This window comes from Vreelandella halophytica (assembly GCF_968193635.1).
Window position 1 is genome coordinate 2,145,275 of record NZ_OZ309107.1, and the last position, 25,711, is coordinate 2,170,985.

The 25,711-nt window shown below is 62.5% G+C and carries 23 protein-coding genes; 8 read left to right on the plus strand and 15 right to left on the minus strand.

From position 1 onward, the window contains the following. The first annotated feature begins 3 nt into the window (after positions 1-3). The gene (locus ACWHXT_RS10105; protein ID WP_447955732.1) at positions 4-273 is read left to right on the plus strand and encodes an HPr family phosphocarrier protein; all 270 of its coding nucleotides are present in this window, start codon (positions 4-6) and stop codon (positions 271-273) included. A gap of 48 nt (positions 274-321) precedes the next feature. Then, complete coding sequence (locus ACWHXT_RS10110; protein ID WP_447955733.1) at positions 322-861, plus strand: hypothetical protein; 540 nt, start codon at positions 322-324, stop codon at positions 859-861. Between the two features lie 106 nt (positions 862-967). On the opposite strand, the gene pmbA is transcribed toward ACWHXT_RS10110, so the two are convergent. Continuing rightward, positions 968-2,308, minus strand: a complete 1,341-nt coding sequence (gene pmbA / locus ACWHXT_RS10115; RefSeq protein WP_447955734.1) for a metalloprotease PmbA — start codon at positions 2,306-2,308, stop codon at positions 968-970. A gap of 96 nt (positions 2,309-2,404) precedes the next feature. On the opposite strand from pmbA, the gene yjgA reads away from it, so the two are divergent. After that, entirely contained in the window at positions 2,405-2,935 is a 531-nt protein-coding gene (gene yjgA / locus ACWHXT_RS10120) for a ribosome biogenesis factor YjgA (protein ID WP_447955735.1), read from the plus strand. 42 nt (positions 2,936-2,977) lie between these two features. On the opposite strand, the gene tldD is transcribed toward yjgA, so the two are convergent. The 7 genes from tldD to ACWHXT_RS10155 are packed head-to-tail and all read right to left on the minus strand — an operon-like array spanning position 2,978 to position 12,909. Then, a complete protein-coding gene (gene tldD / locus ACWHXT_RS10125; RefSeq protein WP_447955736.1) occupies positions 2,978-4,429 on the minus strand; it encodes a metalloprotease TldD in 1,452 nt (483 codons plus the stop codon). After that, on the minus strand, positions 4,429-8,274 hold the full coding sequence (locus ACWHXT_RS10130) for a YhdP family phospholipid transporter (RefSeq protein ID WP_447955737.1): 3,846 nt from the start codon (positions 8,272-8,274) through the stop codon (positions 4,429-4,431). The genes tldD and ACWHXT_RS10130 overlap by 1 nt, the downstream gene beginning before the upstream one ends. After that, positions 8,274-9,737 carry a ribonuclease G gene (rng, locus tag ACWHXT_RS10135; RefSeq protein WP_447955738.1) on the minus strand — a complete coding sequence of 488 codons (1,464 nt, stop codon included), beginning with the start codon at positions 9,735-9,737 and terminating at the stop codon, positions 8,274-8,276. The genes ACWHXT_RS10130 and rng overlap by 1 nt, the downstream gene beginning before the upstream one ends. A gap of 52 nt (positions 9,738-9,789) precedes the next feature. Further along, a complete protein-coding gene (locus tag ACWHXT_RS10140) occupies positions 9,790-10,416 on the minus strand; it encodes a Maf family protein (protein WP_447955739.1) in 627 nt (208 codons plus the stop codon). 3 nt (positions 10,417-10,419) lie between these two features. Next, positions 10,420-10,908, minus strand: coding sequence for a rod shape-determining protein MreD (gene mreD, locus ACWHXT_RS10145; protein WP_447955740.1), 489 nt, complete (start codon positions 10,906-10,908; stop codon positions 10,420-10,422). Continuing rightward, positions 10,901-11,848, minus strand: coding sequence for a rod shape-determining protein MreC (gene mreC / locus ACWHXT_RS10150; RefSeq protein ID WP_447955741.1), 948 nt, complete (start codon positions 11,846-11,848; stop codon positions 10,901-10,903). The genes mreD and mreC overlap by 8 nt, the downstream gene beginning before the upstream one ends. Positions 11,849-11,871: 23 nt before the next feature. Next, positions 11,872-12,909 carry a rod shape-determining protein gene (locus ACWHXT_RS10155; protein WP_018915723.1) on the minus strand — a complete coding sequence of 346 codons (1,038 nt, stop codon included), beginning with the start codon at positions 12,907-12,909 and terminating at the stop codon, positions 11,872-11,874. A 237-nt stretch (positions 12,910-13,146) separates the two neighbouring features. Here ACWHXT_RS10155 and gatC point away from each other — a divergent pair, with 237 nt between their 5' ends. From gatC to gatB, 3 genes are all read left to right on the plus strand, one after another. Continuing rightward, complete coding sequence (gene gatC / locus ACWHXT_RS10160) at positions 13,147-13,434, plus strand: Asp-tRNA(Asn)/Glu-tRNA(Gln) amidotransferase subunit GatC (protein WP_447893559.1); 288 nt, start codon at positions 13,147-13,149, stop codon at positions 13,432-13,434. A gap of 61 nt (positions 13,435-13,495) precedes the next feature. Then, positions 13,496-14,956, plus strand: coding sequence for an Asp-tRNA(Asn)/Glu-tRNA(Gln) amidotransferase subunit GatA (gene gatA, locus ACWHXT_RS10165; protein ID WP_447955742.1), 1,461 nt, complete (start codon positions 13,496-13,498; stop codon positions 14,954-14,956). Continuing rightward, positions 14,956-16,410: an Asp-tRNA(Asn)/Glu-tRNA(Gln) amidotransferase subunit GatB gene (gene gatB / locus ACWHXT_RS10170; RefSeq protein ID WP_447529066.1), complete on the plus strand. Its 1,455-nt coding sequence runs from the start codon at positions 14,956-14,958 to the stop codon at positions 16,408-16,410. The genes gatA and gatB overlap by 1 nt, the downstream gene beginning before the upstream one ends. Positions 16,411-16,480: 70 nt before the next feature. Here the strand turns inward: gatB and sixA are convergent, their stop codons facing one another. The 4 genes from sixA to ACWHXT_RS10190 form a co-directional block, all read right to left on the minus strand. Further along, positions 16,481-16,957 (minus strand): phosphohistidine phosphatase SixA, encoded by a 477-nt coding sequence (sixA, locus tag ACWHXT_RS10175; RefSeq protein ID WP_447955743.1) that lies wholly within the window; start codon positions 16,955-16,957, stop codon positions 16,481-16,483. Next, a complete protein-coding gene (locus ACWHXT_RS10180; RefSeq protein ID WP_447955744.1) occupies positions 16,944-18,017 on the minus strand; it encodes an NAD(P)H-dependent glycerol-3-phosphate dehydrogenase in 1,074 nt (357 codons plus the stop codon). The genes sixA and ACWHXT_RS10180 overlap by 14 nt, the downstream gene beginning before the upstream one ends. Before the next feature lie 134 nt (positions 18,018-18,151). After that, positions 18,152-20,056 (minus strand): molecular chaperone HtpG, encoded by a 1,905-nt coding sequence (gene htpG / locus ACWHXT_RS10185; RefSeq protein ID WP_447955745.1) that lies wholly within the window; start codon positions 20,054-20,056, stop codon positions 18,152-18,154. Between the two features lie 95 nt (positions 20,057-20,151). Continuing rightward, positions 20,152-20,487, minus strand: a complete 336-nt coding sequence (locus ACWHXT_RS10190) for a YkvA family protein (protein WP_447955746.1) — start codon at positions 20,485-20,487, stop codon at positions 20,152-20,154. Positions 20,488-20,633: 146 nt separating this feature from the next. Here ACWHXT_RS10190 and ACWHXT_RS10195 point away from each other — a divergent pair, with 146 nt between their 5' ends. After that, positions 20,634-22,589, plus strand: a complete 1,956-nt coding sequence (locus ACWHXT_RS10195; protein WP_447955747.1) for a transglycosylase SLT domain-containing protein — start codon at positions 20,634-20,636, stop codon at positions 22,587-22,589. Between the two features lie 34 nt (positions 22,590-22,623). On the opposite strand, the gene ACWHXT_RS10200 is transcribed toward ACWHXT_RS10195, so the two are convergent. Further along, positions 22,624-23,280, minus strand: a complete 657-nt coding sequence (locus ACWHXT_RS10200) for a LysE family translocator (RefSeq protein ID WP_447955748.1) — start codon at positions 23,278-23,280, stop codon at positions 22,624-22,626. Positions 23,281-23,414: 134 nt separating this feature from the next. On the opposite strand from ACWHXT_RS10200, the gene ACWHXT_RS10205 reads away from it, so the two are divergent. Continuing rightward, positions 23,415-23,618, plus strand: a complete 204-nt coding sequence (locus ACWHXT_RS10205) for a cold-shock protein (RefSeq protein ID WP_447926240.1) — start codon at positions 23,415-23,417, stop codon at positions 23,616-23,618. An 83-nt stretch (positions 23,619-23,701) separates the two neighbouring features. Here the strand turns inward: ACWHXT_RS10205 and ACWHXT_RS10210 are convergent, their stop codons facing one another. Continuing rightward, a complete protein-coding gene (locus tag ACWHXT_RS10210) occupies positions 23,702-24,646 on the minus strand; it encodes a hypothetical protein (RefSeq protein ID WP_447955749.1) in 945 nt (314 codons plus the stop codon). A gap of 79 nt (positions 24,647-24,725) precedes the next feature. Further along, the gene (gene yegS / locus ACWHXT_RS10215; protein ID WP_447955750.1) at positions 24,726-25,685 is read right to left on the minus strand and encodes a lipid kinase YegS; all 960 of its coding nucleotides are present in this window, start codon (positions 25,683-25,685) and stop codon (positions 24,726-24,728) included. Positions 25,686-25,711: the final 26 nt, after the last annotated feature.

A 25,711-nucleotide genomic window follows, 5' to 3' on the forward strand; every position in this document is an offset into this window, starting at 1 on the left:
AGGGTGCCCGAAAGAATTCTTACATTGACCAACCAGCGCGGCCTTCACGCCCGCGCCGCCACCAAGCTTGTCACCTGCGCGCAGCGGTTCGAGTCTCGGGTATACGTCTATAAGCAGACCCAGAAGGCCGACGCCGCCAACATCATGTCGCTTTTAATGCTGGCCGCCCCCTGCGGTACGGCGCTGACCGTCGAGGCCGTGGGCCAGGACGCCGAACAGACCCTGGAGGCAATTCAAGCACTATTCGATGCCCGCTTCGACGAAGAGATCTGACGGCGGACCTTGAGAGGCGGCCTAATCATCCACCTGTCGAGCAAAATAATGCAGCTAATCCAAACCGGCAAATACTCTCTGGTCCACTTTGACCCCGAGCACGACCAGTTCATCAAGACCTTCCAACCCAAAACCTTCGACCGGCTGCGCTATCTACTGCGCATCCGCCCCTATCCCGGGTTCAACTTCGCGCTGATTGCCTCGCGCCTGAACGCGCTGGGCATTGCCACGCCAACGATCACCGAGGCCCGCCCCTACCGGGTGGCCACCCAAAATATCCACGGTGTGGCGCTAAAGGAGCTGATCCTGGACTCGCCAGACCTGCAGGCACAGTACTTGGATGCCCTGGTGGCGTTCGATCAAAACGGCATTCATTGCCGCGGCCTACACACCGGCAACTTTTTGGTACGCGACGGACGCCTGGTCGCCATCGACCTCGATTCCTACAAGGCGCCGCGCTGGTGGCGCTACTCGCGCCGCGAGTACCTGGACTGCCTGAGCCGTTCGCTTACCGGCGACGAAGCTTTCTTGTTCACCCGTCTGCTCGAGCGGTTGGGGCTGGACGCGAACTACCGCCGGATACGCTGAGCGCTCTGTTTAACGCCTGCTTTTTAGCGTTCAAAAAGCCTGTCCACTAAAAAGCCCGCCGTTTTGAACGGCGGGCTTTTGTTTTGGCAAGTGGCGCGTGTCGGGATCAGCTACCGGCCACGGTCATGGCATCCACCAGCCAGCTGCCCGTATGGATACTGCCCCGGGTGTCCAGGTCGTCGCCCAGCCCACTCAGCCCGCTAAACATGGTCTTGAGGTTGCCCGCGATGGTGAACTCCTCGACCGGGTACTGGATCTCGCCGTTTTCTACCCAGAACCCGGCCGCGCCGCGGGAGTAGTCGCCGGTAACGCTATTCACGCCCTGGCCCATCAACTCGGTGACCAGCACGCCCCGGCCCATGCGTTCAAGAAGCGCGTCCAGGCTTTCCAACGGCGCTTCGAGACGAATATTACGCGCCCCGCCCGCGTTACCCGTGGTGCTCATGCCAAGGCGCCGCGCGCTGTAGGAGGAGAGCATGTAGCTTGCGATGCGCCCGTTTTCGATGAACCGGTTGTGGCGAGTCTGCACGCCCTCGCCGTCGAAGGGCGAGCTCGCCATGGCGCCCACTTCCAGCGGGCGCTCCTCGAGGCTGAACCACTCGGGGAAAAGCGGCTCACCAAGCTGGTCGCATAGAAACGAGGCTTCGCGATAAAGCGCGCCGCCGGCCAGTGCCCCCATCAGGTGGCCCACCAGCCCGCTTGCCAGGGAGGGGTCGAAAAGGACCGGAAAGGTGCCGGTCGGCGGACGTTTGGCGCCGAGCCGGCGCAGGGTGCGCCTGGCCGCCTCGCGGCCCACGCTTTCCGGGTCTCGAAGCGCGCGTGGGTCCCGGGCGCTGGTGTAGTCGTAGTCGCGCTGCATGCCCTGCTCGTCCTGGGCGATCAGCATGCAGGAAAGCGAATGGCTGCTGCCTTTTTGGGTTCCCATGAAGCCGTGGCTGTTGGCATAGACCCGCACGCCCTCGCCGCTTGAAAGCGACGCGCCTTCGGACTGATGAATACCCGCCACGTCGCGCCCGGCCTGTTCGCAGGCAAGCGCCAGTTCGGTGGCGCGCTCGGTATCCAGCGCCCAAGGGTGGTGAACGTCGAGATCCGGAAACTCGGTGGCCATTAGCGAGGCGTCCGCGAGCCCTGCCGCCGGGTCTTCGCCGGTGTATTGAGCGATCGCCAGCGCCTTCTCGACCGCCGCTTTGATCGACGCCGAGCTTGCGTCACTCGACGAGGCACTGCCCTTGCGTTTGCCTACGTAAAGCGTGACCGCAATTCCCTGGTCCCGGGAAAGCTCGACGGTTTCGACCTCGCCCAGGCGTACGCTCACGCCAAGCCCCTGGTCGACGCTTGCGCCTACCTCGGCTTCATCAGCGCCAAGCTCTTTGGCAAGCGCCAGGGCTTCCTGAGCGCGCGCGACCAGCTCCTTTTCCTGAGCGGCTGCATCGAATGCCTGTGCCATAACTCTCTCCTCATCGCCTATCGTGGCTGGCGGATCAAATGTCGTGGTCGCAGCTGGTATACTAGCCGGCGACAAATCTATTAAGTGAGTGCCTGTATGCCTAAAAAACGCCCCGCTAGCGGCCCTGACGATCAGTTCGACGAACCGCTCGAGCGGCCCAGCAAGTCCCAGCTCAAGCGCGAAATGCACGAACTCCAGGCGCTGGGCGAGACGCTCATTGCCATGAAGCCCGCCGAACGCGCGCGCTTTCCGTTATCCGACGACCTGCTCGCCGCCATCGAGGAAACCACGCGCATTCGCTCCCATGAAGGGCGCCGCCGCCATATGCAGTACGTCGGCAAGCTGGTGCGCAAGGAGGACCTCGAGGCGATCCACGCCGTGTTCGACGCCATCGAAGCGGAGAAAAACCAGCGCGATCATGCGTTTCACCGCCTCGAAAAGTGGCGCGACCGCTTGATCGACGAAGGCGACCCCGCCGTGGACCGCTTTCTGGCGGAGCATCCGGACGCCGACCGCCAGGCCATTCGCCAACTGGTACGCAACGCCCGCAAAGAGCGCGACCAGGAAAAGCCGCCGGTCAGCGCCCGCAAGCTTTTCAAGCATCTGCGCGAGACCCTCGTTCTTTAGAACCCTTCATTAGGGCCCCTATTTTAGGGGCACCTGAATCCATCAGGACTGCGTGCCGCCAACGGTCAGCTCATCGAGCTTCAGCGTGGGCTGACCCACGCCCACCGGCACGCCTTGACCTTCTTTACCGCACACGCCGACACCGGTATCCATCTCCATGTCGTGGCCAATCATGGACACCCGGCCCATCGCCTCCGGCCCGTTGCCAATCAAAGTGGCCCCCTTGACCGGTGCGGTCAGCTTGCCATCCTCGATCAGGTACGCCTCGCTTGCCGAGAAGACGAACTTACCCGAGGTGATATCCACCTGGCCACCGCCAAAGCTCACCGCGTAGATACCGCGCTTGACGCTTTTGATGATGTCCTCGGGGCTGTCCTGGCCGGCCAGCATGACGGTGTTGGTCATGCGCGGCATGGGCAAGTGCGCGAAGGACTCGCGCCGGGCGTTGCCGGTAGGCGCCATGTTCATTAGCCTGGCATTGAGCTTGTCCTGCATGTAGCCGGTCAGGATACCGTCCTCGATCAGCGGCGTGTTCTGGCCCGGGGTGCCTTCGTCATCGATACTTAGCGAGCCCCGGCCATCCATGATCGTCGCATCGTCCACGACGGTCACGCCCTTGGCGGCAACGCGCTGGCCCATACGTCCGGAAAACGCCGAGCTGCCCTTACGGTTAAAGTCGCCTTCCAGGCCATGGCCCACCGCTTCGTGGAGCAAAATACCCGGCCAGCCTGCCCCCAGCACCACCGGCATTTGCCCGGCCGGGGCGTCCACGGCGTCGAGGTTGACCAACGCCTGGCGCACCGCTTCTTTAGCGTAAATACTCGCAGCGCCCTGCTCCTTGAGCGTGGCCATGGAGTAGCGCCCGCCACCCCCGGCCCCACCGCGCTCGCGGCGGCCGTTTTTCGCGGCGATGACGCTGACGTTGAAACGCACCAGCGGGCGGATATCGGCGGCAAGCGTTCCATCGCTGCCCCGCACCAGCACCACTTCATACGTGCCGGAGAGCGAGGCGCTGACCTGGCTAACGCTTGGGTCGGCGGCGCGCGCCACTTTATCCGCCTCCATGAGCATGGCGACTTTCTCTTCGGCGCTAAGCCCGGCCAACGGATCGATGCCGGCGTAATAATGCTCGGCGGTAACGATATTGACCGCCTGGCCCGGCAGGCGCTTGCCGCTACGCACGATGCCCGCGGCGGTGCGCCCGGTATCCATCAGGGCGTTGGCGTTGATCTGGTTGGAGTAGGCAAAGCCGGTTTTCTCACCCGCTAGCGAGCGCACGCCAACGCCACCGTCGATGTTGTAGCTGGCCTCCTTGACGCGGCCATCTTCCAGCACCCAGCCCTCTTGCCAGCTGCGCTGAAAGTAAAGATCCGCGTAGTCGATACCGGCCCCCAGCGCGTAGTCGAGTCCGGTATCCAGCGCCTTCACATCCAGGCCGCTGGGTGCCAGTAAAATAGAGGCGGCAAAATCCAAATCGCTCGTGTGTGCGGTCATTAAGGGCCTTCCAAAGTAACCCGCGGCGAGGTCCAGGGGCCTTGCACGCGAAAATGTAAAGTTGTTGCTCGATTCAGCGGCTCGCCAAACAATTGATCGGCGACGAACAGCGCGGCGCCGACGGCCGGCGCCCCCACCGCCACCGCGGCCAAGGGCAGCGTTTGGCTGACGGGGAGTGTGACGCCCAAGCGCTGATCGAGTTCACGCTGTAAAAGATTAACACGTCCTGTGAGCCTTAACGTGGCGGCCGGCGCCTCGATTTGCAAGGGCTCGCGAAGGGTGAGTTGCCCGCCGGCGGCGGTGGCGCTGCCGTAAACCCGGTCGAAGGCGGTGCCTTCGCCGGTGACATCGCTAAAGTCCAGGCGCAGGCGCCGAAGAATATTGTCGAAGTTCAAAAGCCCGACGAGCCGCGCCGACGTCGAGCTCATCGAGACGAAGCGCCCATCGCGGATATCCGTATCCAGTCGCCCGGTAGCGCGGGCCAGGTCGAGCTGCCAGGGGGCGCCGGGCCAGTCAAGACTTGCGTTAGCGCGCGTGGTGCGGCTGCGAATCGGCACCGGTTGGCCAAGATGTTCGAGCGCCGAGCCGATATCGCCACCGCGTACGGCGATATCGGCGCGACTCTGCTGGCCCTGCCATAAAAGCTCGCCGGTCAGCGAAAGTTGGCCAAGCGTGAGGCCCACCGGTGACAGCGTAAAGCGCCGCGGCCCGGTCTGCCAGTAGGCGGTCAGCGGGCCGACCTGGTTCTCCTGGATATTGACCTCGGCAAGACGCAAACGCCCGTTGGGCATCTTGTCGAGCCAGTCCGGCGCGCCCACCGGTTCGACGTGCGAGGTCTCGATCGCGTCCATCCAGGAGTCAGGGGCGGGTGCCTCGTCATCGCCAAAGGAGAGGTCCATCAGTTTGTCGGCGTCGAGGGTGGCGATCGTGATATCCAGCGGTCGCTCGCCCCCGGGCTGATACGCCACGCGTCCGGACACGATATCGCCGCCGACCTGGGCGTTCAACGCCTGGTCGACCAAACGCGCCGAGAGACTCAGCTCCCCCAGGCACGCGTCGTCAAAGCTCAGACACGGCGTATCGAACATCAGCGACACCGGCGCGTCGAAGCGCAAAAGCTCATCCGGGGACCCGTCGGAGGCGCCGGAGGCGCCGCCGCTCAGCGGGGCTAGCGCGCGCTGCCAGTCGCCAATGTCGAGGCGCTCGAGATCCGCCTCGATTCGCAGGCCCGGCGCCGGTGAAAGCTCGGTCAGCGGCGCGGCGCGCCCCACCGCCACCGCGCCTTCGATGGCATCATCGACAATGAGCCGCGCGTGAAGCACGTCGGCCAGCCGGGCCTCCACGGCGCCGCTTTCGATATCGGCCTCGAAGGCGAAAGGCCACGCCACGCCGCGGCGTTTATCGAAGGGTGCCGGTAGCGTGCTCTCCACGCCGGTAAAATCGCTTTGAAAGCTCACGTAGGGGCTCGGTTCGAGGCGCACGAAGCTGGCCCAATCCGCGCGGCCGTTCAAAAGCGACCGGGCGTGTTCGGATTCGATACCAGCCAAGGTAAAGAGCGCCCCGGTATCGAGCTCGCCGCCTAGCGTGATCCCCTCGGCGGGTACGTCGAAATCCGCCGTGATGGGCCCGTTCAGTAGCCGCCCCTCGGCACTGCCCAGTAGCGCAAACTGTGAACCGCGCTGTTGCCAGGTAATGTCTCCGCCGACATCGGTCAGCGGTGCCTGGTCCAGGGGCGCGTAGCTTATTCGTGAAAACCAGGGCCTGGCGTTCACTTCGACTTCGAGCGCCTCAGGGTCGTCCAAATCCAACCCAACGAGTAGCTCGCCCTCCACCTGGCCGCTGGCTTCCAGATCGTCCAGCAGCGCAGTATCGATATCGGGGATCGCCTGGATGAAATCGACCAGCGATGCGCCGCTGCTGGAAAGCCGCCCGCCGATGTTGAGGTACTCATCCTCCATGCGCACTTCGCCATCGAAGGCCTCGACGCCCAGACTTTGCGCCCGGTCGACCTGGGCCTCGAGCACCTGGTTTTGCCAGGTCAAACGCCCTGTTACGTCTTCGAGCATCGGCCAGTCGTCGGCAATCGGCAGGTAGCCACGTTCGATATCGAGCGCGAGCGTAGCGGTGAGCGGATTCTCCTCGCGATTACCGCCAATGGGCAGCCCCAGGCGCAGCGAGCCGCTGGGCACGAAGCCACCGACATCATCCAGCAAAAAATCGCGAATGCCCTCGCCGAAGGTTTTGACCGGCAGCCACTGGGAAAGCGGGTAGTTGATGGCGTCGACGTTGGCAAAATCGATATTCAGACCGAACTGGCCTCGGCCCTCCCCGGTCATCAGACCAAAGCCGCCGCTTATTTCGGCGCCGTCCCAGTTAACGTCCAGATCGCGGCCACTGACCATGCTGCGTGGGCCGTCGTAGACCCACTCCACGCGCCCGCTTGCGTGGCGAAGCTGCATCGGCGCCTCGAACAGCCGGGGGAAGTAGAGCTCGCTTTCACCGGCGCTATTAAAGGTGACACGCCCGCGCAAATCCCGCGCCTGCACCCAGGCATCCAGCGGGCCACCGCCAGGCGCCTGCTGCCAGGGCTGAACGCTGAGATTAGTGACCGCTGCATCTATGCCCCAGCGCCCGTCCTGCTGGCCAAGGCGCAGCCCCTGCACCTGGCCGCTGGGTGAAAGCGTTTGCAGTACCCGCGTCACCGACTCGGGCAAAAAGGCATACTCGCGCCAGGCCGTGAGCGAGGCAAGCTCGAAAGGGCTGGTGCGCAGCTCCCATTGACCGGGCTGGTGCGCCAGATACCAGTGGCGCGGCAGCGCCGGCCCTTCGCTGACGTTATCCGGCTGCGCCCACTCGACGCTCTCGGCATTGGCGCTAAGCCACGCCTCGCCGCCCTCGTCGTCGCGGGCCCACTGCCCGTCTGCCTGAATATCACGCAACACCGCAAACTGTGCTTGCTGGCGCAGCGTCAGCTGGGGAATTCCCATTCCGACGCGTACTTCTTTAAGCTCGCCGCCAAACCAATCACCCCAAAGCCGCACCGACCCACCGGCCTGCTCGATATGCGGCATATGCTCGGCGCGAAATACATCGCCAAGCGCCACCAGGTGGTCCAACTGCAGCTCGAGCTGCATCGCGGCAGAGAAATCGCTGGGCCCGTCGGGGCCTGGCTGCATTTCCGCCTGCACAATCAGCGCTGGTAGCGCGTCGACCTCGTCGAGCGTGCTCGCCTCCAGGATATTGACCGCGCCTTCGAAGCGCGCCAGCTCCTCGTTGCCTCCCAACAGCAGCCGGGGGGCGCTGAGCGTCAGGGAATCGTCGCGTCCATGCAGAGTGAGCAGGCTATCGCGCATCCAGAGGCGCTGCTTCAAAATGATCCCGGTCCAGCGGTCGATCTTGTCGAGATCGACCTCGGGTTCCTCGGCAAAAAGCAAAGGGAGCGTGGCGGGCTCGGGCCAGCCCCACTGGGTGTCGCCGGTTTGATAGAGGTGAAAATCGAGTTCGGAAAGCCGCGCGTCGCTGAAAATCGGCGCGAATGCTTTGATCGACGCCCAGGTGTCCAGGCGCAGGTAGGCGCTTTTAAGCGACACCAGCGGCGCGTCATCGGTCTCGGCATTGAGCCCCTCCAGGCGCAGCACGATATCGTTGCGCTCGAGGGACAGCGCCAGGTGTTCGATGGTGACCGGCGCGCCGATTCTGGATTCGAGCAGCGACTCGATCGAGGGGATCAGGTGCTCGGCCTGGCTGAACACCAGCCGGACCGACAAAAGCACGACCGCGACCAGCGCCAAAAGCCCGGCGAGGGTGGCCAGTACTTTGCCAGGAAGTGAAGCAGGTAGTGTCATTACATCAGCACGATATCGTACTGTTCCTGGGAGTAGTGCTGCTCGACCTGGAACCGTATGGTTTTTTCGATAAACGCCTCGAGATCGGCCACCGCCGCCGACTCCTCATCGAGGAGACGATCCACCACGGGCTGAGAGGCCAGCACGCGGTAAGTGTCGGCGCTGTAGGCCCGCTCTTCGCGCAGTATTTCGCGAAAGATCTCATAGCACACGGTTTCCGGGGTTTTCAGCGTACCGCGTCCGCCGCAGGTGGTGCAGGCTTCACAAAGCGTCTGCTCCAGGCTCTCCCGGGTGCGCTTGCGGGTCAGCTGTACCAGGCCAAGCTCGGTCACGCCGGTGCACTTGGTCTTGGCGTGGTCGCGCTCCAGCGCCTTTTCCAGCACGCGCAGCACCTGGCGCTGATGTTCGACATCGGTCATGTCGATGAAATCGATGATGATGATACCACCCAGGTTACGCAGCCTGAGCTGGCGGGCAATGGCGGTGGCCGCTTCCAGATTGGTCTTGAAAATGGTTTCTTCGAGGTTACGGTGGCCGACGTAGCCGCCGGTGTTGACGTCGATGGTGGTCATCGCCTCGGTGGGGTCGATCACCAGGTACCCGCCGGATTTGAGCTGCACCTTACGCGCCAACGCCTTTTGAATCTCGTCTTCGACGCTATAGAGATCGAAAATCGGCCGCTCGCCGGGGTAGTACTCGATGCGATCCACTGCGTAGGGCATGAACTCTTCGGCGAACGCCTTGAGCTTGACGAAGTTCTCCCGGGAGTCAATACGCACCTTCTCGATATCGTCGCGCATCACATCGCGCAGGGTGCGCATGAAAAGCGGCAGATCGTCGTAGATCACGCTCGGAGGGGCGGCGCTGATCTTGCGCTCGCTCACCTTGCGCCAGATGCGTAGCAGAAAGTACATATCGCTTTCGAGCTCTTCATCGCCCACGCCTTCGGCGGCGGTACGTACGATAAAGCCGCCGGTGATTTCCAGTGTTTGGGCATTCACGCTTTTATCGAGCAGCGCTTTCAAGCGTTCGCGCTCGGCTTCGTCCTCGATGCGCTGAGATACGCCGTGGTTGGACGAATCCGGCATATAGACGAGATACCGTGAAGGAATCGAGAGATGCGTGGTCAGCCGGGCGCCCTTGGTGCCGATCGGGTCCTTGGTGACCTGAACCACCAGCGCCTGGCCTTCGTGAAGCAGGTGATTGATCGTCGGCGGCGTGTCCGTGAGCGCCCCCGAGGCCATTACCTCGTGGGCATGAATGAAGGCGGCGCGTTCCAGACCAATATCGACAAAGGCAGCCTGCATACCAGGCAAAACCCTGACCACCTTGCCTTTGTAGATATTGCCTACGATGCCGCGCCTGCGTGAGCGCTCGATCAACGCCTCTTGCAACACCCCGTTTTCGACCAGCGCCACGCGGGTTTCCATGGGGGTTAAATTGATAAGGACTTCACCGCTCATGCACTCTTCCTTATGGGGCTCGGCTGCTTCAAGGTATCCGTTTGAAGCTACTTTACAGGCGGGCCGACCAAACGGACACACCCTGGTTTGAAAGTAGTCGTGAAGTCTCGAAAAGCGGAAGCCCCACCACGGCCGAATGGCTGCCGCGTATCTCCTCGACGAAGACCGCGGCCAGGCCCTGAATGGCGTAGCCACCCGCCTTGTCCCGGGGTTCACCGGTTTGCCAGTAGCGCTCGATTTCAGCGTCATCGATTCTGCGCAACCGCACCGTGGTCGTGACACAGCACGACTGGGTACCCGCGGGGCCGATCACGGCCACGCCGGTCATCACCTGGTGGGTCCGGTTGGAAAGCGCGGCGAGCATTGCTCGGGCGTCTCGCGCGTCGCGCGGCTTGCCCAGAATGCGCCCGTCGAGCACCACGGCGGTATCCGAGCCCAGCACCGGAAGATGGGTACGCGCTTTACTCGCTTCGGCCTTGGCAATCGCCAGCCGCTCGACGTAGGCTGGCGCTTGCTCGCCGGGGTTAGGGGTTTCGTCGATATCGCCTGGACACACCTCGACCGCGACGCCGATGGATTCCAAAAGCGCCCGGCGCCGAGGGGATGCGGAGGCCAGGCAGAGCACGGCCGCGCGCTTTTGGGCGCTGGAAGCACGCGACGGAGCATTACCCGACGACATGCGCTAGCCCCCTGCCGCTCGGCGCTCGAGCGCCTTGAGCATGGTGGCAAGCCAGGGCCATAAAAGCCCACTGATCAGCGACGAAATCAAAAACGACAAGTGAATGGTGAACTCGCCGGTCAGCACGCGTACCCACTGCTCGACCAATTGGGCAAGGCCCAAAAGCACCAGCACCAGTACCGCCTGCTGAACCAGCGAGTAGGCGCGAAAGCGCGGATAGACCAGCGCCGCCAGAAACGCCAGCGACGAAAACACCAGCGCATGCTGGCCCAACACGCTGCCTTCGATCAGATCCACCATCAAACCGATCACGAAGCCATGGAATACGCCTACCCGGTCCGGCACCCGCATACACCAGTAGACCAGCATCAGGCCGATCCAGTCGGGCCGGTAGACCTGCCAGCCGTCGGCCAGCGGCATCACCTGCAGGCAAAGCGCCAGCACCAGGCTTAGCCATACCACGATGAGAGGGATCACCGGAACTCTAGCCATTGGGCACCTCCGGCAGTGGCGCCGGGCCTACTTCACCAAGGCGCTCGGAGGCGTGAATCGCCTGAGCGGAAAGCGACATGTCGCTATTCCAAAGCGTGGTGTCGTCCTCTTCGAGGGGCGGCGGAAAGAGCAGCAGGAAGTGGCGCGAGCGGGTGAGCTGTGCCGAAGGCGTCGCGCTCACCTGGGCGAACGGCTGACCCGGGTCGTGATACACCTCGCTCACCCGGGCGACCGGATAACCCGGCGGGAAGCGCCCGGCAAGCCCGGAGGTCGTCAACAAGTCGCCTTCGCGAATGTCGGCGGTATCCGGTACGTGCAATACGTTAACACTTTGGTAGCGCCCGGTACCCTGAACGATAAAGCGCAGGCCGTTGCGATTGACCTGCACAGGCAAGGCGTGGCTTGCATCCGCCAGCAGCAGTACCCGGCTCGAGTAGGCGGAGACCGCCGTGACCTGGCCGACCAGTCCAAAGGCATCGATCACCGGCTGGCCCACGTAGGCACCGTTACGATGCCCGCGGTCCACCACCATCTGATGGCTGAACGGGTCATTATCCAAAGAGAGGAGTTCCGCCGACATATAGGGGAATTCGGTACGCTCGGCGGCGTCGAGCAGCTCGCGCAGCTGAGCGTTCTCGGCGGTGAGATTGGCCAGTCGCTGGCCACGGTGCGAGAGGGTCAGAATCTGCTCGCGCAAGCGGCGGTTTTCATCCACCAGCGCCTGCTGATCGGAAAGCACCAGCGACCCCCAGTTAAGGAGATCGCTTGGCAGACTAACGACCCACTGAATCGGCGCGACCACCATGGTCATGTGGGCACGCACGTCTTCCATACGCGTAAAGCGCTGGTCGACAAACATCAAAGCGCTTGCCGCCAGCACGCAAAAGAAGAACCGGTAGCCCGGTATGGGGCCGTGCGAAAATAGCGGTTTAATAGGCAACCCTCCGCAGTAAACCGCTAAAATCAGTCGCTTGAGAGTAGCTCAAAAGTGTGTTGATCGATCATTTCCAGCGCCTTGCCACCGCCACGCGCAACGCAGGTCAGCGGATCTTCGGCCACGATCACGGGAAGCCCCGTCTCTTCGGCAATCAGCTTGTCCAGATCACGCAAAAGCGCTCCGCCGCCGGTCAACACCAGGCCACGCTCGGCGATGTCCGAGGCAAGCTCCGGGGGTGACTGCTCCAGCGCGCTTTTCACCGCGGCCACGATCGAGCCCAGGGTTTCCTGGAGCGCCTCGAGGATCTCGTGGGAGTTGAGCGTGAAGCTTCGCGGAATACCCTCGGCCAGGTTGCGTCCGCGCACGTCGATCTCGCGCAGCTCGCCGCCGGGGTAGGCGCAGCCGATCTCTTCCTTGATACGCTCGGCGGTAGCCTCGCCGATCAGGCTGCCGTAGTGGCGGCGCACGTACGCGGTGATCGCCTCGTCGAAACGGTCACCGCCTACGCGGATGGATTCGGAGTACACCACGCCGTTGAGCGAAATGATCGCGATTTCGGTGGTACCGCCGCCGATATCCACGACCATCGAGCCCTGGGCTTCTTCGACCGGAAGCCCGGCGCCGATAGCGGCGGCCATGGGTTCTTCGATCAAAAAGACTTCCCGCGCCCCTGCGCCCTCGGCGGATTCACGAATCGCGCGGCGCTCGACCTGGGTCGACATGCACGGTACACAAACCAGTACCCTGGGGCTTGGCGTCAAAAAGGTGCTTTGATGCACTTTGCGAATGAAGTGCTGGAGCATTTGCTCGGTCACGGTAAAGTCGGCAATGACCCCGTCTTTCATGGGCCGAATCGCCGTAATATTGCCGGGGGTGCGACCAAGCATGCGCTTGGCATCGGCGCCGACCGAGGCGACGCTTCGCATATTGCCCGACTGGCGAATAGCGACAACGGACGGCTCATCAAGGACGATACCGCGACCGCGTACATAAATCAGTGTGTTGGCCGTACCCAGGTCGATCGATAGATCGCTGGAAAACAGCCCCCTCAAGCGTTTGAACATGGATGTTGTTACCTAGTGCAGACCGGGAACCCTGTGCGGATGCAAACGGTATCACCGCAACCCCTTGGCAGCAAGCACGAGTCGCTCCCCTGCCCGTTGCATTGATTATGTGGTACCTTTTGCGGCTATTTTCCATGTCTTAAATTTGTGTCTTCAAGCAAGACGAATTCAAGACGACCGTATGTATACCGCTCGATGCGGAATATGTTCCATTACGTTTGCGAGGAAACCCCGATCATGGCGCTTGAAGAATCTCACGTGCGCCGGGCCGCACACCTGGCCCGACTCGCCATCAGTGACGACCAGGCCAGCCGCTTTGTGGACGATCTCAGCCAGATTTTAGACATGGTCGACCAGCTACAGCGCGTCGATACCGAAGGCGTCGCGCCGCTCGCCCACCCGCTGGACGCGACCCAGCGCCTGCGCGCCGACGAAGTCACCGACGCCAACATGCGCGACGAGTATCAGCGCTGCGCGCCGGCGGTGGAAAACGGCCTGTACCTGGTACCGCGCGTGGTGGAGTGAGTGCGCCTGGCGCCCCGCTTTTTGACTTCCTTCTATTCGCCCCGAACGGAGCTTTTGGGTCATGCATAATCAAACCGTAACCCAGCTGGCCGCTGCCTTGAAAAGTGGCGAGCTCTCGAGTCGTGAACTCACCGCCCACTATCTACAGCGGATCGAGAAAATCGACGGCAAGCTCAATAGCTTTATCAGCGTGACCGGTGAGCAGGCACTCAATAACGCCGAAGCCGCCGACAAGACCCGCGCCGACGGCGGCGGCCACGCGCTGACCGGCGTACCGCTGGCCCTAAAAGATATTTTCTGCACCAAGGGCGTGAAGACCAGCTGCGGCTCCAAAATGCTGGACAACTTCGTCGCCCCTTATGATGCCACCGTGGTAGAGAAGCTCAACGCCGCGGGCAGCGTAAGTCTTGGCAAGACCAATATGGACGAGTTCGCCATGGGCTCCTCCAATGAAAACAGCCACTATGGCCCGGTCAAAAACCCCTGGGATTTGAACGCGGTACCCGGCGGTAGCTCCGGTGGAAGTGCCGCCGCAGTCGCCGCGGGCCTGGTGCCCGCCGCGCTAGGTACCGACACCGGCGGCTCGATCCGCCAGCCCGCCGCATTTTGCGGCATTACGGGCTTGAAGCCGACCTACGGGCGGGTTTCGCGCTACGGGATGATCGCCTACGCCTCGAGTCTCGACCAGGCGGGCCCCATGGCCCGCTCGGCTTCTGATTGCGCGCATCTAATGAACGTGATCGCCGGCCACGACGTACGCGACTCCACCAGCGCCACCCGCGGCGTGCCCGACTATCTCGAGCAGCTGGACGCCCCGCTCTCCGGGCTCAAGATCGGCCTGCCGAAGGAGTACTTCGGCGACGGCCTGGACAGCGACGTCGAACAGGCGGTACGCGAGGCGGTCAAGGTATACGAGTCGCTGGGAGCGACCGTGCGCGAAGTGAGCCTGCCGCATACCCACTACGCCATTCCGGCCTACTACGTCATCGCCCCGGCGGAAGCCTCGTCGAACCTTTCCCGCTTTGACGGCGTGCGCTTCGGCCACCGCTGTAAAGACCCGAAAGATTTGATCGATCTCTACACGCGTACCCGCGAGGAAGGTTTCGGCGAAGAGGTGAAGCGGCGCATTCTGATCGGCACACACACCCTGTCTGAGGGCTTTTTCGACGCCTACTACATCAAGGCACAAAAAGTACGCCGCCTGATCCGCCAGGACTTTCTGGACGCCTTCGAGGACGTCGACGTGCTGATGGGCCCGGCCGCGCCCACCACCGCCTTCGACATTGGCGCCAAGAAGGACCCGGTGTCGATGTATCTGCAGGATATCTACACCATCGCTGTGAATCTTGCTGGCATTCCGGGCATGAGCGTGCCCGCGGGCTTCGTGAACGGCCGCCCGGTGGGCCTGCAGATTCTGGGCACCCACTTTGCCGAGGCGCAGCTTCTCAACGTGGCGCACAAGTTCCAGCAGGCCACCGACTGGCATCTTCACCTTCCCGCACTCGCCGAGGAGAACGCCTAATGCAATGGGAAACGGTAATTGGGCTCGAGGTTCACGTTCAGCTCGCCACGCGCTCCAAGATCTTTTCGGGTGCTTCGACCTCGTTTGGCAGTGAACCCAACACCCAGGCAAGCGCGGTGGATCTTGGCCTACCGGGAAGCCTTCCGGTGCTCAACGAACAGGCCGTGGCCATGGCGGTTCAGTTTGGCCTGGCGGTCCACGCCGAGATCCCCGAAGTCTCGGTGTTCGATCGCAAGAACTACTTCTACCCGGATCTGCCCAAGGGTTACCAGACCAGCCAGATGTATCACCCCATCGTGGGCCCGGGCGAGGTCGAAGTCACCCTGGACGAGGATCTAACCAAACGCATCCGCATCCACCACGCGCACCTGGAAGAGGACGCCGGTAAGTCGCTGCACGAAGACTTCCAGGGGATGACCGGCATCGATCTCAACCGCGCGGGCACGCCGCTTCTGGAGATCGTCTCCGAGCCGGACATGCGCAGCGCCAAAGAGGCCGCCGCTTACCTGAAGGCGATCCACTCGATCGTCACGTATCTGGGGATTTCCGACGGCAACATGGCGGAAGGCTCGATGCGCTGCGACGTCAACGTCTCCGTGCGCCCCAAGGGCCAGGAGGCGTTTGGCACCCGCGCCGAGATCAAGAACGTCAACTCCTTTCGCTTCGTCGAGCGTGCGATCGCCTTCGAGGTCGAGCGCCAGATCGAGCTGATCGAAGACGGCGGCACGGTGGTGCAGGAAACCCGCCTGTTCGACCCGGAGCGCGACGAGACGCGCAGCATGCGCACCAAGGAAGAGGCCAACGACTACCGCTACTTCCCCTGCCCGGATTTGTTGCCGGTGGTGCTCGACCAGGCCTACCTGGACCACCTGAAAAGCCAGCTGCCGGAGCTTCCCGCCGACAAGCGCGCGCGTTTTCAAACCGAGCTGGGGCTTTCGGCTTATGATGCCCACGTGCTATCGGCGAGCCGCGAAATGGCGGAGTTCTTCGAGGAAGTCCATCGCGTTTGTGGGGACGCCAAGCAGGCCGCCAACTGGGTGCAGGGCGAGCTCTCCGGCGCCTTGAACCGCGAGAACCTGAGCGTTCACCAAAGCCCGGTCTCCGCCCAGCAGCTCGGGCAGCTGATCGGCCGCGTGGTCGATGGCACGATCAACGGCAAGGCCGCCAAGGAGGTCTTCCAGGCGCTTTGGAACGGCCAGGGCCGCGATGCCGACGAGGTGATCGAGGCCAAGGGTTTGAAGCAGGTCACCGACACCGGCGCCATCGAGGCGATGATCGACCAGGTGATCGCAGAAAACCCGGCTCAGGTTGCCCAGTACCGTGACGCCGAACCGGAAAAGCGCGGCAAGATGATCGGCTACTTCGTGGGTCAGGTGATGAAAGCCTCCCGCGGCACTGCCAATCCGCAGCAGGTCAACGGCTTGCTCAAGGAAAAGCTCGACGCGCTGCTTTAAACCTGGCGCTCGCGCATTCAAAAACGGCGGCCCCTGGCCGCCGTTTCTTTTTATAGCGTTTGCAAAAAAGCTAGAGCTGGCGGGGTTCGGTAAAGCGAACGAGCCTTGCGCAGCCCGCCGCCCAGACATCGGCCTCGAGCTCGGCAATGGCCGCGGTAGGAAAGCCAAGCCCCTGACTTTGCGGGCCTTCGACGAGCCGCCCGCACAGCGCGCCGACCAGCGGCATGTGGCTAACCAACATGAGCGTCTCGCCCTCCGGCCGGGCCAGCAGCCAATCGTTGACCTTCGCCGGCGAGTCGTCCGGGGTAATGCCTTCAAGCGTCGTCACCGACACACCGAGTGCCTCACCCACTGCGCGGGCGGTTTGCTGGGCGCGAACGAAGGGGCTTGCGTAAAGCACGACCGGCCCGAGCTTACGGGTTTCGAGAAAACGCGCCATGCGCGCGGCCTCGGCTTCGCCGTTTTGGGTCAGCCTGCGCTCGCAGTCGACCCGCCCGGGGCCCGCCTCGCCGTGGCGCATGATCAAAAGTGGGCTACTCGCGGTCATTCAAATCCCCTGTCTCATTGTGCGCTTGCTGGACGGTCTCCCTGGGGAGCACGAACTCTACGTCGCTGCTGTGTTCGCCCATCATCAGCGTGCTCGCCATTTCCTTGGCGGCCACGCCTTCGAACAGCACCCGATAGAGCCCCTCGGCCAGCGGCATGTAGACCCCCATCTCCCGCGCCCGGTCACACACGATGGGAACGGTGTTGACGCCTTCCGCCACCTGGCCCAACGCATCGACGGCCTCGTCAAGGGTGCGCCCCTCACCCATGGCAAACCCCACGCGGTAGTTGCGCGAAAGCTTCGATGAGCAGGTGACGATCAGATCCCCCACCCCGGCCAGGCCCAGAAAGGTCATCGGGTTGGCGCCCTGGGCCACGGCGAAGCGGCCCATTTCCGCCAGCGCCCGGGTCATCAGCATACTGCGGGTGTTTTCGCCCATGCCCAGCGCCGCCGCCATCCCGGCGATGATGGCGTAGATGTTTTTAAGCACCCCGCCAAGCTCCACGCCGTGGCGGTCGTTGCTGGCATAGACGCGAAAATAGCCGCACCCCAACGCCTGCTGCACCCGGGTGCGAGTCAGCGGGTCCGCGCTTGCGATCACCGTGGCGGTGAGCTGCTTATCGGCGATTTCCGAGGCCAGATTGGGCCCGGCGATCACGCCGATATGCTCAAAGCCGGTCTCCTGCTCGAGCACCTGGCTCATTAGCAAAAAGCCCTCTTGCTCGATGCCCTTGGTGGTGCTGACGAGTATCTGCTCCGGGCTGAGCCAGGGCCTGGCCTGACGCACCACCTGGCGAAACGCCTTGGAGGGAATGGCGACCAGCACCAGCGCCGCACCTTCGACCACCGCGCGAATATCCGTGGAGGCCTCGACCGCTGCGTTGATCGCGTAATCGGGCAGGTAGCGCCCGTTGCGGTGCTCCTGATTGATTTGCGCAACCAGCGCCTCGTCGCGCATCCATTGGCACACCTGGGCGCCGTTGTCGGCGGCGATACTGGCAAGGGCCGTGCCGAAGCTTCCGCCGCCCAGCACCGCCACCTTGATCTGCTCCAAAGCCATGACGTTGTCCTACTCCCTAAACGATACGCCTACTTTATCACTAATAGCGCGGCGCTTGAGCGCCCTCGATGCCTGTTCAAACCACAAACAAATCGGCCCGCCAAAAAGGCGGGCCGAAGGTCTACGCGTCTGATTTACGCGGTCAGTACGCTGTTCAAACGTTTGACGTAGGCCGCCGGGTCATCGAGATGGCCGCCTTCGGCGATGATCGCCTGATCCAGCAGGATGTGCGCCAGTTGGCTGAACTGCTCGCCATCGGCGCCTTCAAGGCGCGCCACCAGGGCGTGGTCCGGGTTGAGCTCGAGAATCGGTTTGACCTCGGGCATCGGCTGGCCCGCGGCTTCCATGATGCGGCGCATCTGGTAGCCCATTTCGTGTTCGGGCAGCACCACGCAGGCCGGCGAATCGGTCAGGCGGTGCGTGATCTTCACCTCCTGCACGCCTTCGCTCAGCGCCTCTTTCACGCGCTTGACCAGCTCTTCCTTGGACTTGGCCGTCTCTTCCTGAGCTTTCTTTTCCTCTTCGTCTTCGACCTCGCCCAGGTCAAGCTCCCCCTTGGCCACGTCGGCGAAGGAGTAGCCGTTGAACTCGGTCAGATGGCTCATCAGCCACTCGTCGATACGATCAGAAAGCAGCAGTACTTCGATGCCTTTCTTACGGAAGATCTCCAGGTGCGGGCTGTTTTTCGCCGCGTTGAAGCTATCCGCTACCACGTAGTAGATCTTCTTCTGGCCCTCTTTCATCCGCTCGATGTAGCCGGCCAGCGCGTTTTCCTGAGCGGCGGTATCGGTGTGGGTCGAGGCGAAGCGCAGCAGTTCGGCAATCTTTTCGCGGTTGGCGGCGTCCTCGCCCGGGCCTTCTTTCAACACGCTGCCGAAGGTGTTCCAGAACGTCTGATACTGTTCGTCGTCCTTGGCGAGCTTTTTGAGCATGTCCAGCGCGCGCTTGGTCAGCGCCCCTTTGATCTTCTCGACCTTGGGGTCCTGCTGAAGAATTTCCCGCGACACGTTGAGCGACAAGTCGCGGGTATCCAGCACGCCCTTGATGAAGCGCAGGTAAAGCGGCAAGAACTGCTCGGCGTCGTCCATGATGAACACGCGCTGAACGTAAAGCTTCACGCCGCGGGCACCGTCGCGCTCGAACATATCAAACGGCGCACGGCCGGGCACGTATAGAAGGCTGGTGTACTCGAGCTTGCCTTCGACCTTGTTGTGGCTCCAGGTCAAGGGGTCGCTGAAGTCGTGGGCGACGTGCTTGTAGAACGCCTTGTACTCGTCGTCACTCACCTCGCTTTTCGGGCGCACCCAAAGCGCGGTGGCTTCGTTGATGGTTTCCCAGGTAGTGACTTCGCTGCCTTCGATCTCGTTGCCTTCGTCATCCTTGGCGGTCTCGGTCTTGGGCATGCGCACCGGCACTTCGATGTGATCCGAGTATTTGCGCACCAGGCCCTGCAAGCGATGATCGTCGGCGTACTCCTTGGCATCGTCTTTCAGATGCAGGGTGATTTCGGTGCCGTGCTTGTCGAGCTCGATATCGGCGACGCTGAACTCGCCCTCGCCTTTCGAGCGCCACTCGACGCCTTCACCGGCGTCCGCGCCCGCCTTACGGGTGCGCACGACGACTTCGTCGGCCACGATAAAGCCGGAGTAAAAACCGACACCGAACTGACCGATCAGCTTGGCGTCTTTTTGCTGCTCGCCGGAGAGCTGCTGCAAAAACTCGGAGGTGCCGGAGCGGGCGATGGTGCCCAGGTTCGAAATCACGTCTTCGCGATTCATGCCAATACCGTTGTCGCGTAGCGTCACGGTGTTGGCCGCGGCGTCGTGCTCGATCTCGATACGCAGGTCGCTGTCGTTTTCATACAGCGCGTCGTTGTCGAGTGCGGCGTAGCGCAGCTTGTCACAGGCATCCGCGGCGTTGGAAATCAGCTCGCGGAGAAAGATCTCCCGGTTCGAATACAGGGAGTTGATCATCAGGTTAAGAAGCTGTTTGACTTCCGTTTGAAAACCAAGTGTTTCTTCGTGGGTTGCCGTACTCATGCGTAGCCCTCAATTGCCTATCACTGCATTACCAATGCGCGTTAGTTCGCGCGAAGCGTCGTGTGAAGGTCAATATGGGGCTAGTGCGAGTAATTTCAAGAAGCTGAAGGCGGCGAATCCGGTGTTTCGAGCTCACCGTACTTCCAGACCCGGTAGCCGGCCAGGCGCCGGTCGATACGGTCCAGCAACCAACCGATGATCAGCGCATCATCGACGAGGCCGAGAATGAAGATAAAATCGGGGATCAGATCGAAGGGCATGATCAGATAGCCAAGGGCCAGCGCCATCATGCCAAAGGCGGACCAGGGCACCGGACGAAATCGCCCGCTGATCACATCCCGGGTCATTGGAAAAAAGAGTTTCAACGCGCGCAGGATCCGTTTGAACGCCCACACGCGGCCTTTCAAACGTGACAGCCACCACCATTTCATCCATCGCGCCATTAGGACCAACCCTGGTTGAGATTCTCGTTCAATGCATCGGGCAAAGGGATTGAATGAGCACCGTTTGCCGTTATAGTCCACTATAGACGGTCAACCCCCTAGCAGTCAGCGTCATACGTTAAAGAGAGGAAGCCATGCCGGTTACGCGATCTCGTTTTCGCCTCAAAGCGCTATGCGCCGCGGCGCTCATCGGCCTAGCCACGAGCGCCACGGCGGCCACGGACACCCAAATGCGCGAGGCGCTGGAAGCTGCCCGCGACCAGCAGTGGCAGCGCATCGACGAACGCGCCCTTGCCGGTCATGTCTTGAGCGGTTACGTCGAGTATCACCGCCTACGCGGTAGGCTACCCAACGTACCCGCCCATGAAGTGCAGGCGTTCATTCAGCGCAACGCCGATTCGCCGCTTTCGGAGTGGATGCGTGGCCAGGCGATTGCCAACTACGGCTACGCCGGGCGCTACGCGGATCTATTGAGCGTCGCCGACGGCGAACCTACCGGCGCCGCCCGCCAGTGCTATTACTATAGCGCCCTGATGGAGCGCGCGCCGGGCGAGGCGCGCGCTGCGGGGTTGGATCTATGGCTGACCGGAAGCTCCCAGCCCAACGCCTGCGATAACCTGTTTAACCGGCTGCGCGCCGATAACACCATCGACGACCGCGCCGTATGGCAGCGCAAGATGCTTGCCTGGCAGGCCGGCGAAACCGGCCTCGATAGCTACCTGGATGGGCTTTTGAGCGGCCAATGGCAGACCGCCATGGACACCGTCGACTCGGTCGACCGCAACCCGCAGATGATTACCCAGGCCCCTGCCTGCCTGGGGCCCGAGTGCGCGGCGAGCGCGCCCTTTTATCAAGCGGCGATGCAGCGCTATACCCGAGACAACACCGCGGCAGCGCTGAACGCCTGGCAAGGCCTTGCCCCCCGACTTTCGCTCACCTTGGATGAGCGCCGCGTCATCGAAGAGGAACTCGCCTTTTACGCGCTGGTGCGCAGCGTGCCGGGTTCGCTCACCTGGGTGGATAGCGTGCTACCGGGACTTGAAAGCGAGCGGGTGCTGGAGCTACGCGTACGCCGGGGTTTGGAGGAGCGCCAGTGGCAGGACGTGATGCACTGGATCGCCCAGATGCCGCCGAGCCAGCAGGAAAACAGCCGCTGGCAGTACTGGCTGGCCCGCGCCAACGAGCAACTCGGCAATCACGACGCCGCCGAGGCGCGCTATCGTGAGGCGGCAATGGATCGCAGTTTCTACGGCTTCGCCGCCGCGGAGAAACTGGGCGTGCCCTACCGGTTGAACAACGAGCGGAGCCATTTCGACGATATCTCCCGCGAGCGTACCGCGAGCCTGCCGGTGGTGCAGCGCACCGAGGCGCTGATGCGCATTGGTGAAGACGGCCTGGCCAACAGCGAGTGGCTGCACGCGGCGCGTAACGCCCCACCCGAGCAGGCCCGCGCCCTGGCCGATTATGCCGCCCAGCATCAGTGGCACGCGCTGTTGGTACAAACCACCATTGCCGCCGAAATGTGGGACGCGCTGGACTGGCGCTTTCCGCCCGCCTTCCGGGAAAGCTTCATGCGCTGGGGCAATCAAACCGGGGTCGACCCGTATCTGTTGATGGCGATTACCCGCCGCGAAAGCGCCTATAACCCGGTCGCACTTTCGCCCGCCGGTGCGCGGGGCCTGATGCAGCTAATGCCGGGCACCGCCGCCCTGGTTAGTCGCCAGCTCGGTCTGAGCGACCCCGGCCCGTATGGCGTGCTGGACCCGGAAACCAACATCCGCTTGGGCAGCACGTATCTGCGCGACAAGCTCAACCGTTACCAGGGCAACCGGCTGGCGGCCACCGCGGCCTACAACGCGGGCCCCGGCCGGGTCGATCAGTGGCTAGGTAACGGCAGCGGCGTAGAGTCCTTCGATCTATTCGTGGAGAGTATTCCGTTTCGCGAAACCCGCGACTACGTGCAAGCGGTATTGAGCTACCGGGTCATTTTCGAAAGCCTGGACCAGGGCGGTGACAGCCAGGGCGTGACGCTGCTGACCGACAACGAACAGCAGGTACGCTACGACCGCGCGCTGCTGGCGCTTCGTTAAACGTTGGCGCTTAGTTAAACATGGCAGCGCCCGGTCAGACCGGGCGCTGCTCGAGGGCCAGACGCACGCCGAACACCACCAGTACTGCCCCGGTGGTGGCGTTCAACACCCGCGCAAAACGCGCGCTTGCCAAAAACCGGCTTGCGCCCCCCACCATCAAAACCACGCCTATCTGCCATACGTTGGCGATCGCAAAATGCACCCCGGCAAGCCACAGCGACTTCAAAAGCGCCGGGTCCGTGGGCGCAATAAACTGCGGCAAAAACGCCATATAAAACACTACCGTTTTGGGGTTCAACACGTTGGATAAAAGCCCCTCCTTGGCCGGCTGATAAAGACCGACCGGCGAGCGGGCCTGGTCGAGCCCGCCCACCGGTAGCGCCGCACCGCGTTTGGCGGCCAGCAGACTGCTGATGCCGAGCCACACCAGGTACCCCGCACCGGCAAACTTTAAAAGCGTGAAGGCGAAGGCGGACTGCAGAAGAATCAAGGAGATGCCCAGCGCCGAGACCGTCGCATGCACGAACAGCCCGCAGCAGATCGCGATACTGGTGACGACGCCATCGCGCACCCCGCCCCGGGCGGTGTTGCGAATGACCAGCAGGGTGTCCACGCCTGGGCTTACGGTCAGTAGCGTAATCGCCACCACGAAGGGAATGAACTGGGCGTCAAACAGAGTGAGGTAGCTCATGGGGCAGCGCTCGTCGCATTGAAAAGAAACCTGAAACCGCCACTGGACGATCACTTTTTTTACTTCTACAGTGAATTTTGTGGGCCCGCAAGGCGGCACCCACGTATAACTTAAGAACGCTAAGGAAACGAAAGATGGCAACTGGTACCGTTAAGTGGTTCAACGACACAAAAGGTTTTGGCTTCATCTCACCGGATGACGGCGGCGATGACCTTTTTGCGCATTTCTCCGAAATTCAGGCTGAAGGCTTCAAGTCCCTGCAGGATGGACAGAAAGTGACCTTCGATGTCACCCAAGGTAAAAAAGGCCTTCAGGCTTCAAATATTCGCGCCTCCTAAGTACTAACAAAGTACTGCTCTTAACACCGAGCACCGCGCGAAACAAAAGGCCCGCTTCTGCGGGCCTTTTTATTGTTCAAACGTTACTGCGCCGCGTTGAGGCTATCCAGATCGCGCTCCTCTTCGTCCTGCTCGGCGTCTTCCTGCTCATTGCCGGTCTGATCATCGCCGGGGGCGCGTTCATCGTCGCCGCTCGCCTCATCGCGGTTTGAACCGTTGGTGGAGGCGGCGTTTTCCGACGCATTGGCGCTGTCGCTATCCGTCGGCTGCTCGCCGTCGTTTTGGCGAGCGCCGGTATCTTCACCGCTAGCGCTCTGCTCGTCGCGCCGGGTAAAATTACTTTCAGTGGCCGTTGCGCTACGCTCGCGCTCGATCTCTTCGAACTGCTCGTTCAAGCGCTGCTGCGCCTCTTCGAAACGCCGCTCGGTATCCTCGATCAGCGCATCGACATCCGTCGCTTCCAGGTCGTCCTCGAGACGCTCTCGCTCCGGAATGCTGCTCTCGACTTCCCACTCATCGGAGAAGCTTTCGCTCTCCATGGGCTCGAGTTCAGGAGATTGGTTCTCCACTTCCTGGAACTGTTGCTCGAGCTGGCGCTGCGCCTCCTCGAAGCGGCGCTCGGTTTCGGCAATGACGTCGTCGACGTCGGAGCGCGTCGTCTCGCCGGGCATGGCGCTCTCTTCATCGAGGGCGTCATCCGGGTCGGCGGCCAGTGTCTCTTCGCCGGCCTGAACCTCTTCGCCTACCGTGGCCGTCGACTCTTCGCCCTGGGCGTCCAGCGCCTCGGCGCGCTCGAGCTCTTCAGCGGCCTGGCGCGACTCGACTTCATCCTCCATCTCTTCCGGGTCCGGCATATTGGCGGCATTTTCCGCCGCCTGGGGCGCCTCTTCGTTTTGTACCACCTCATCGTCGGACACCGAGCTTGCGGAGTCATCCGGCTCGACAGTGGGCTCTTCCTGAGACTCGCCGCAGGCGCTCAATAAAAGCGCCAGGCTTGCCAGTAGCGGTATCCATAAACGATTTCCCATCGGGTTACTCTCCTTTGGTGGCCATTCGCCATGGCACTACGTTGACCATGGCGTTATTCATTGATGACGGCAGTATAAATCAGTGTGGGTCGTTGGCGGACAGCAGCGTACAACCTTCCGGCAGCAGTACACTCAGCGCAAGCGGCACGACTTCGGCGGTAAAGCGCTCGTGTCGGCGCGCCTCCCCGTCCAGAGTCAAAGGCCAGGGCTCGTCCTCCCCCCGAGTGGTCACCATGAATCGGGGCGCGGTAAAGTAGCGCACGAAACGGCCCTCGGCGGGAAAGTTCTGCAGCTCGCTGATCAAAGTGGGTAGCTCCCACACCGAGGAGAAATCCTTGACCAGCAGTACGTCGAGACGGCCATCGTCGAGCTTGGCCCGGGGGGCGAGCACCTGGCCGCCGCCGGACTGGCGCCCATTACCCAGCGCCAGCAACAAGAGCGCTTCGCTGCGCTCTTGCTCCTGCCAATGCAGCGTCCCTTTGTAGCTTTGATGCCGCCACGCCTTCAAGGCCCCCATCAGCGAGTATGCGCCGCCCCCCAGCATGCGTTTGAGCATCTTGGGCGTGGTCGAGGTGATCTCGGCACCGAAACCGCCGGTGGTCATGTTGACGTAGTAGCTGATCGACTCCTCGCCTTCAGTCTCGGCACTCATGCGCACCACGTCGATCGGGTAAGCGCTGTAGCCAAGCGCCGCCTCCAGGGCGGGCTGGGGCTCCAGCGGAAGCCCCACGGAGACCGCGAAGTCGTTGGCACTGCCCATGGGCACGATACCCAACGCCGGTCGCTGGTCGTGGGCGGCGCGCATCAGGCCGTTGACCACTTCGTTGACCGTGCCGTCGCCGCCGCAGGCAATCACGTGGGTAATCCCGTTGCCGGCGGCTTCAAAGGCGAACGTGGCGGCATCGCCCCCTTCCCAGGTGGCGCGAACCTCGATCTGCTTCCCTGCTTCACGGGCGGCCATGACCGCCTCGCGCAACACCGGATCTCCAGCAGATTTACCGTTAATAATCAGTAAGTAACGCTTATCCGAATCTGTCACCGGCGTTTTCCTTTCCATGGTTGTTC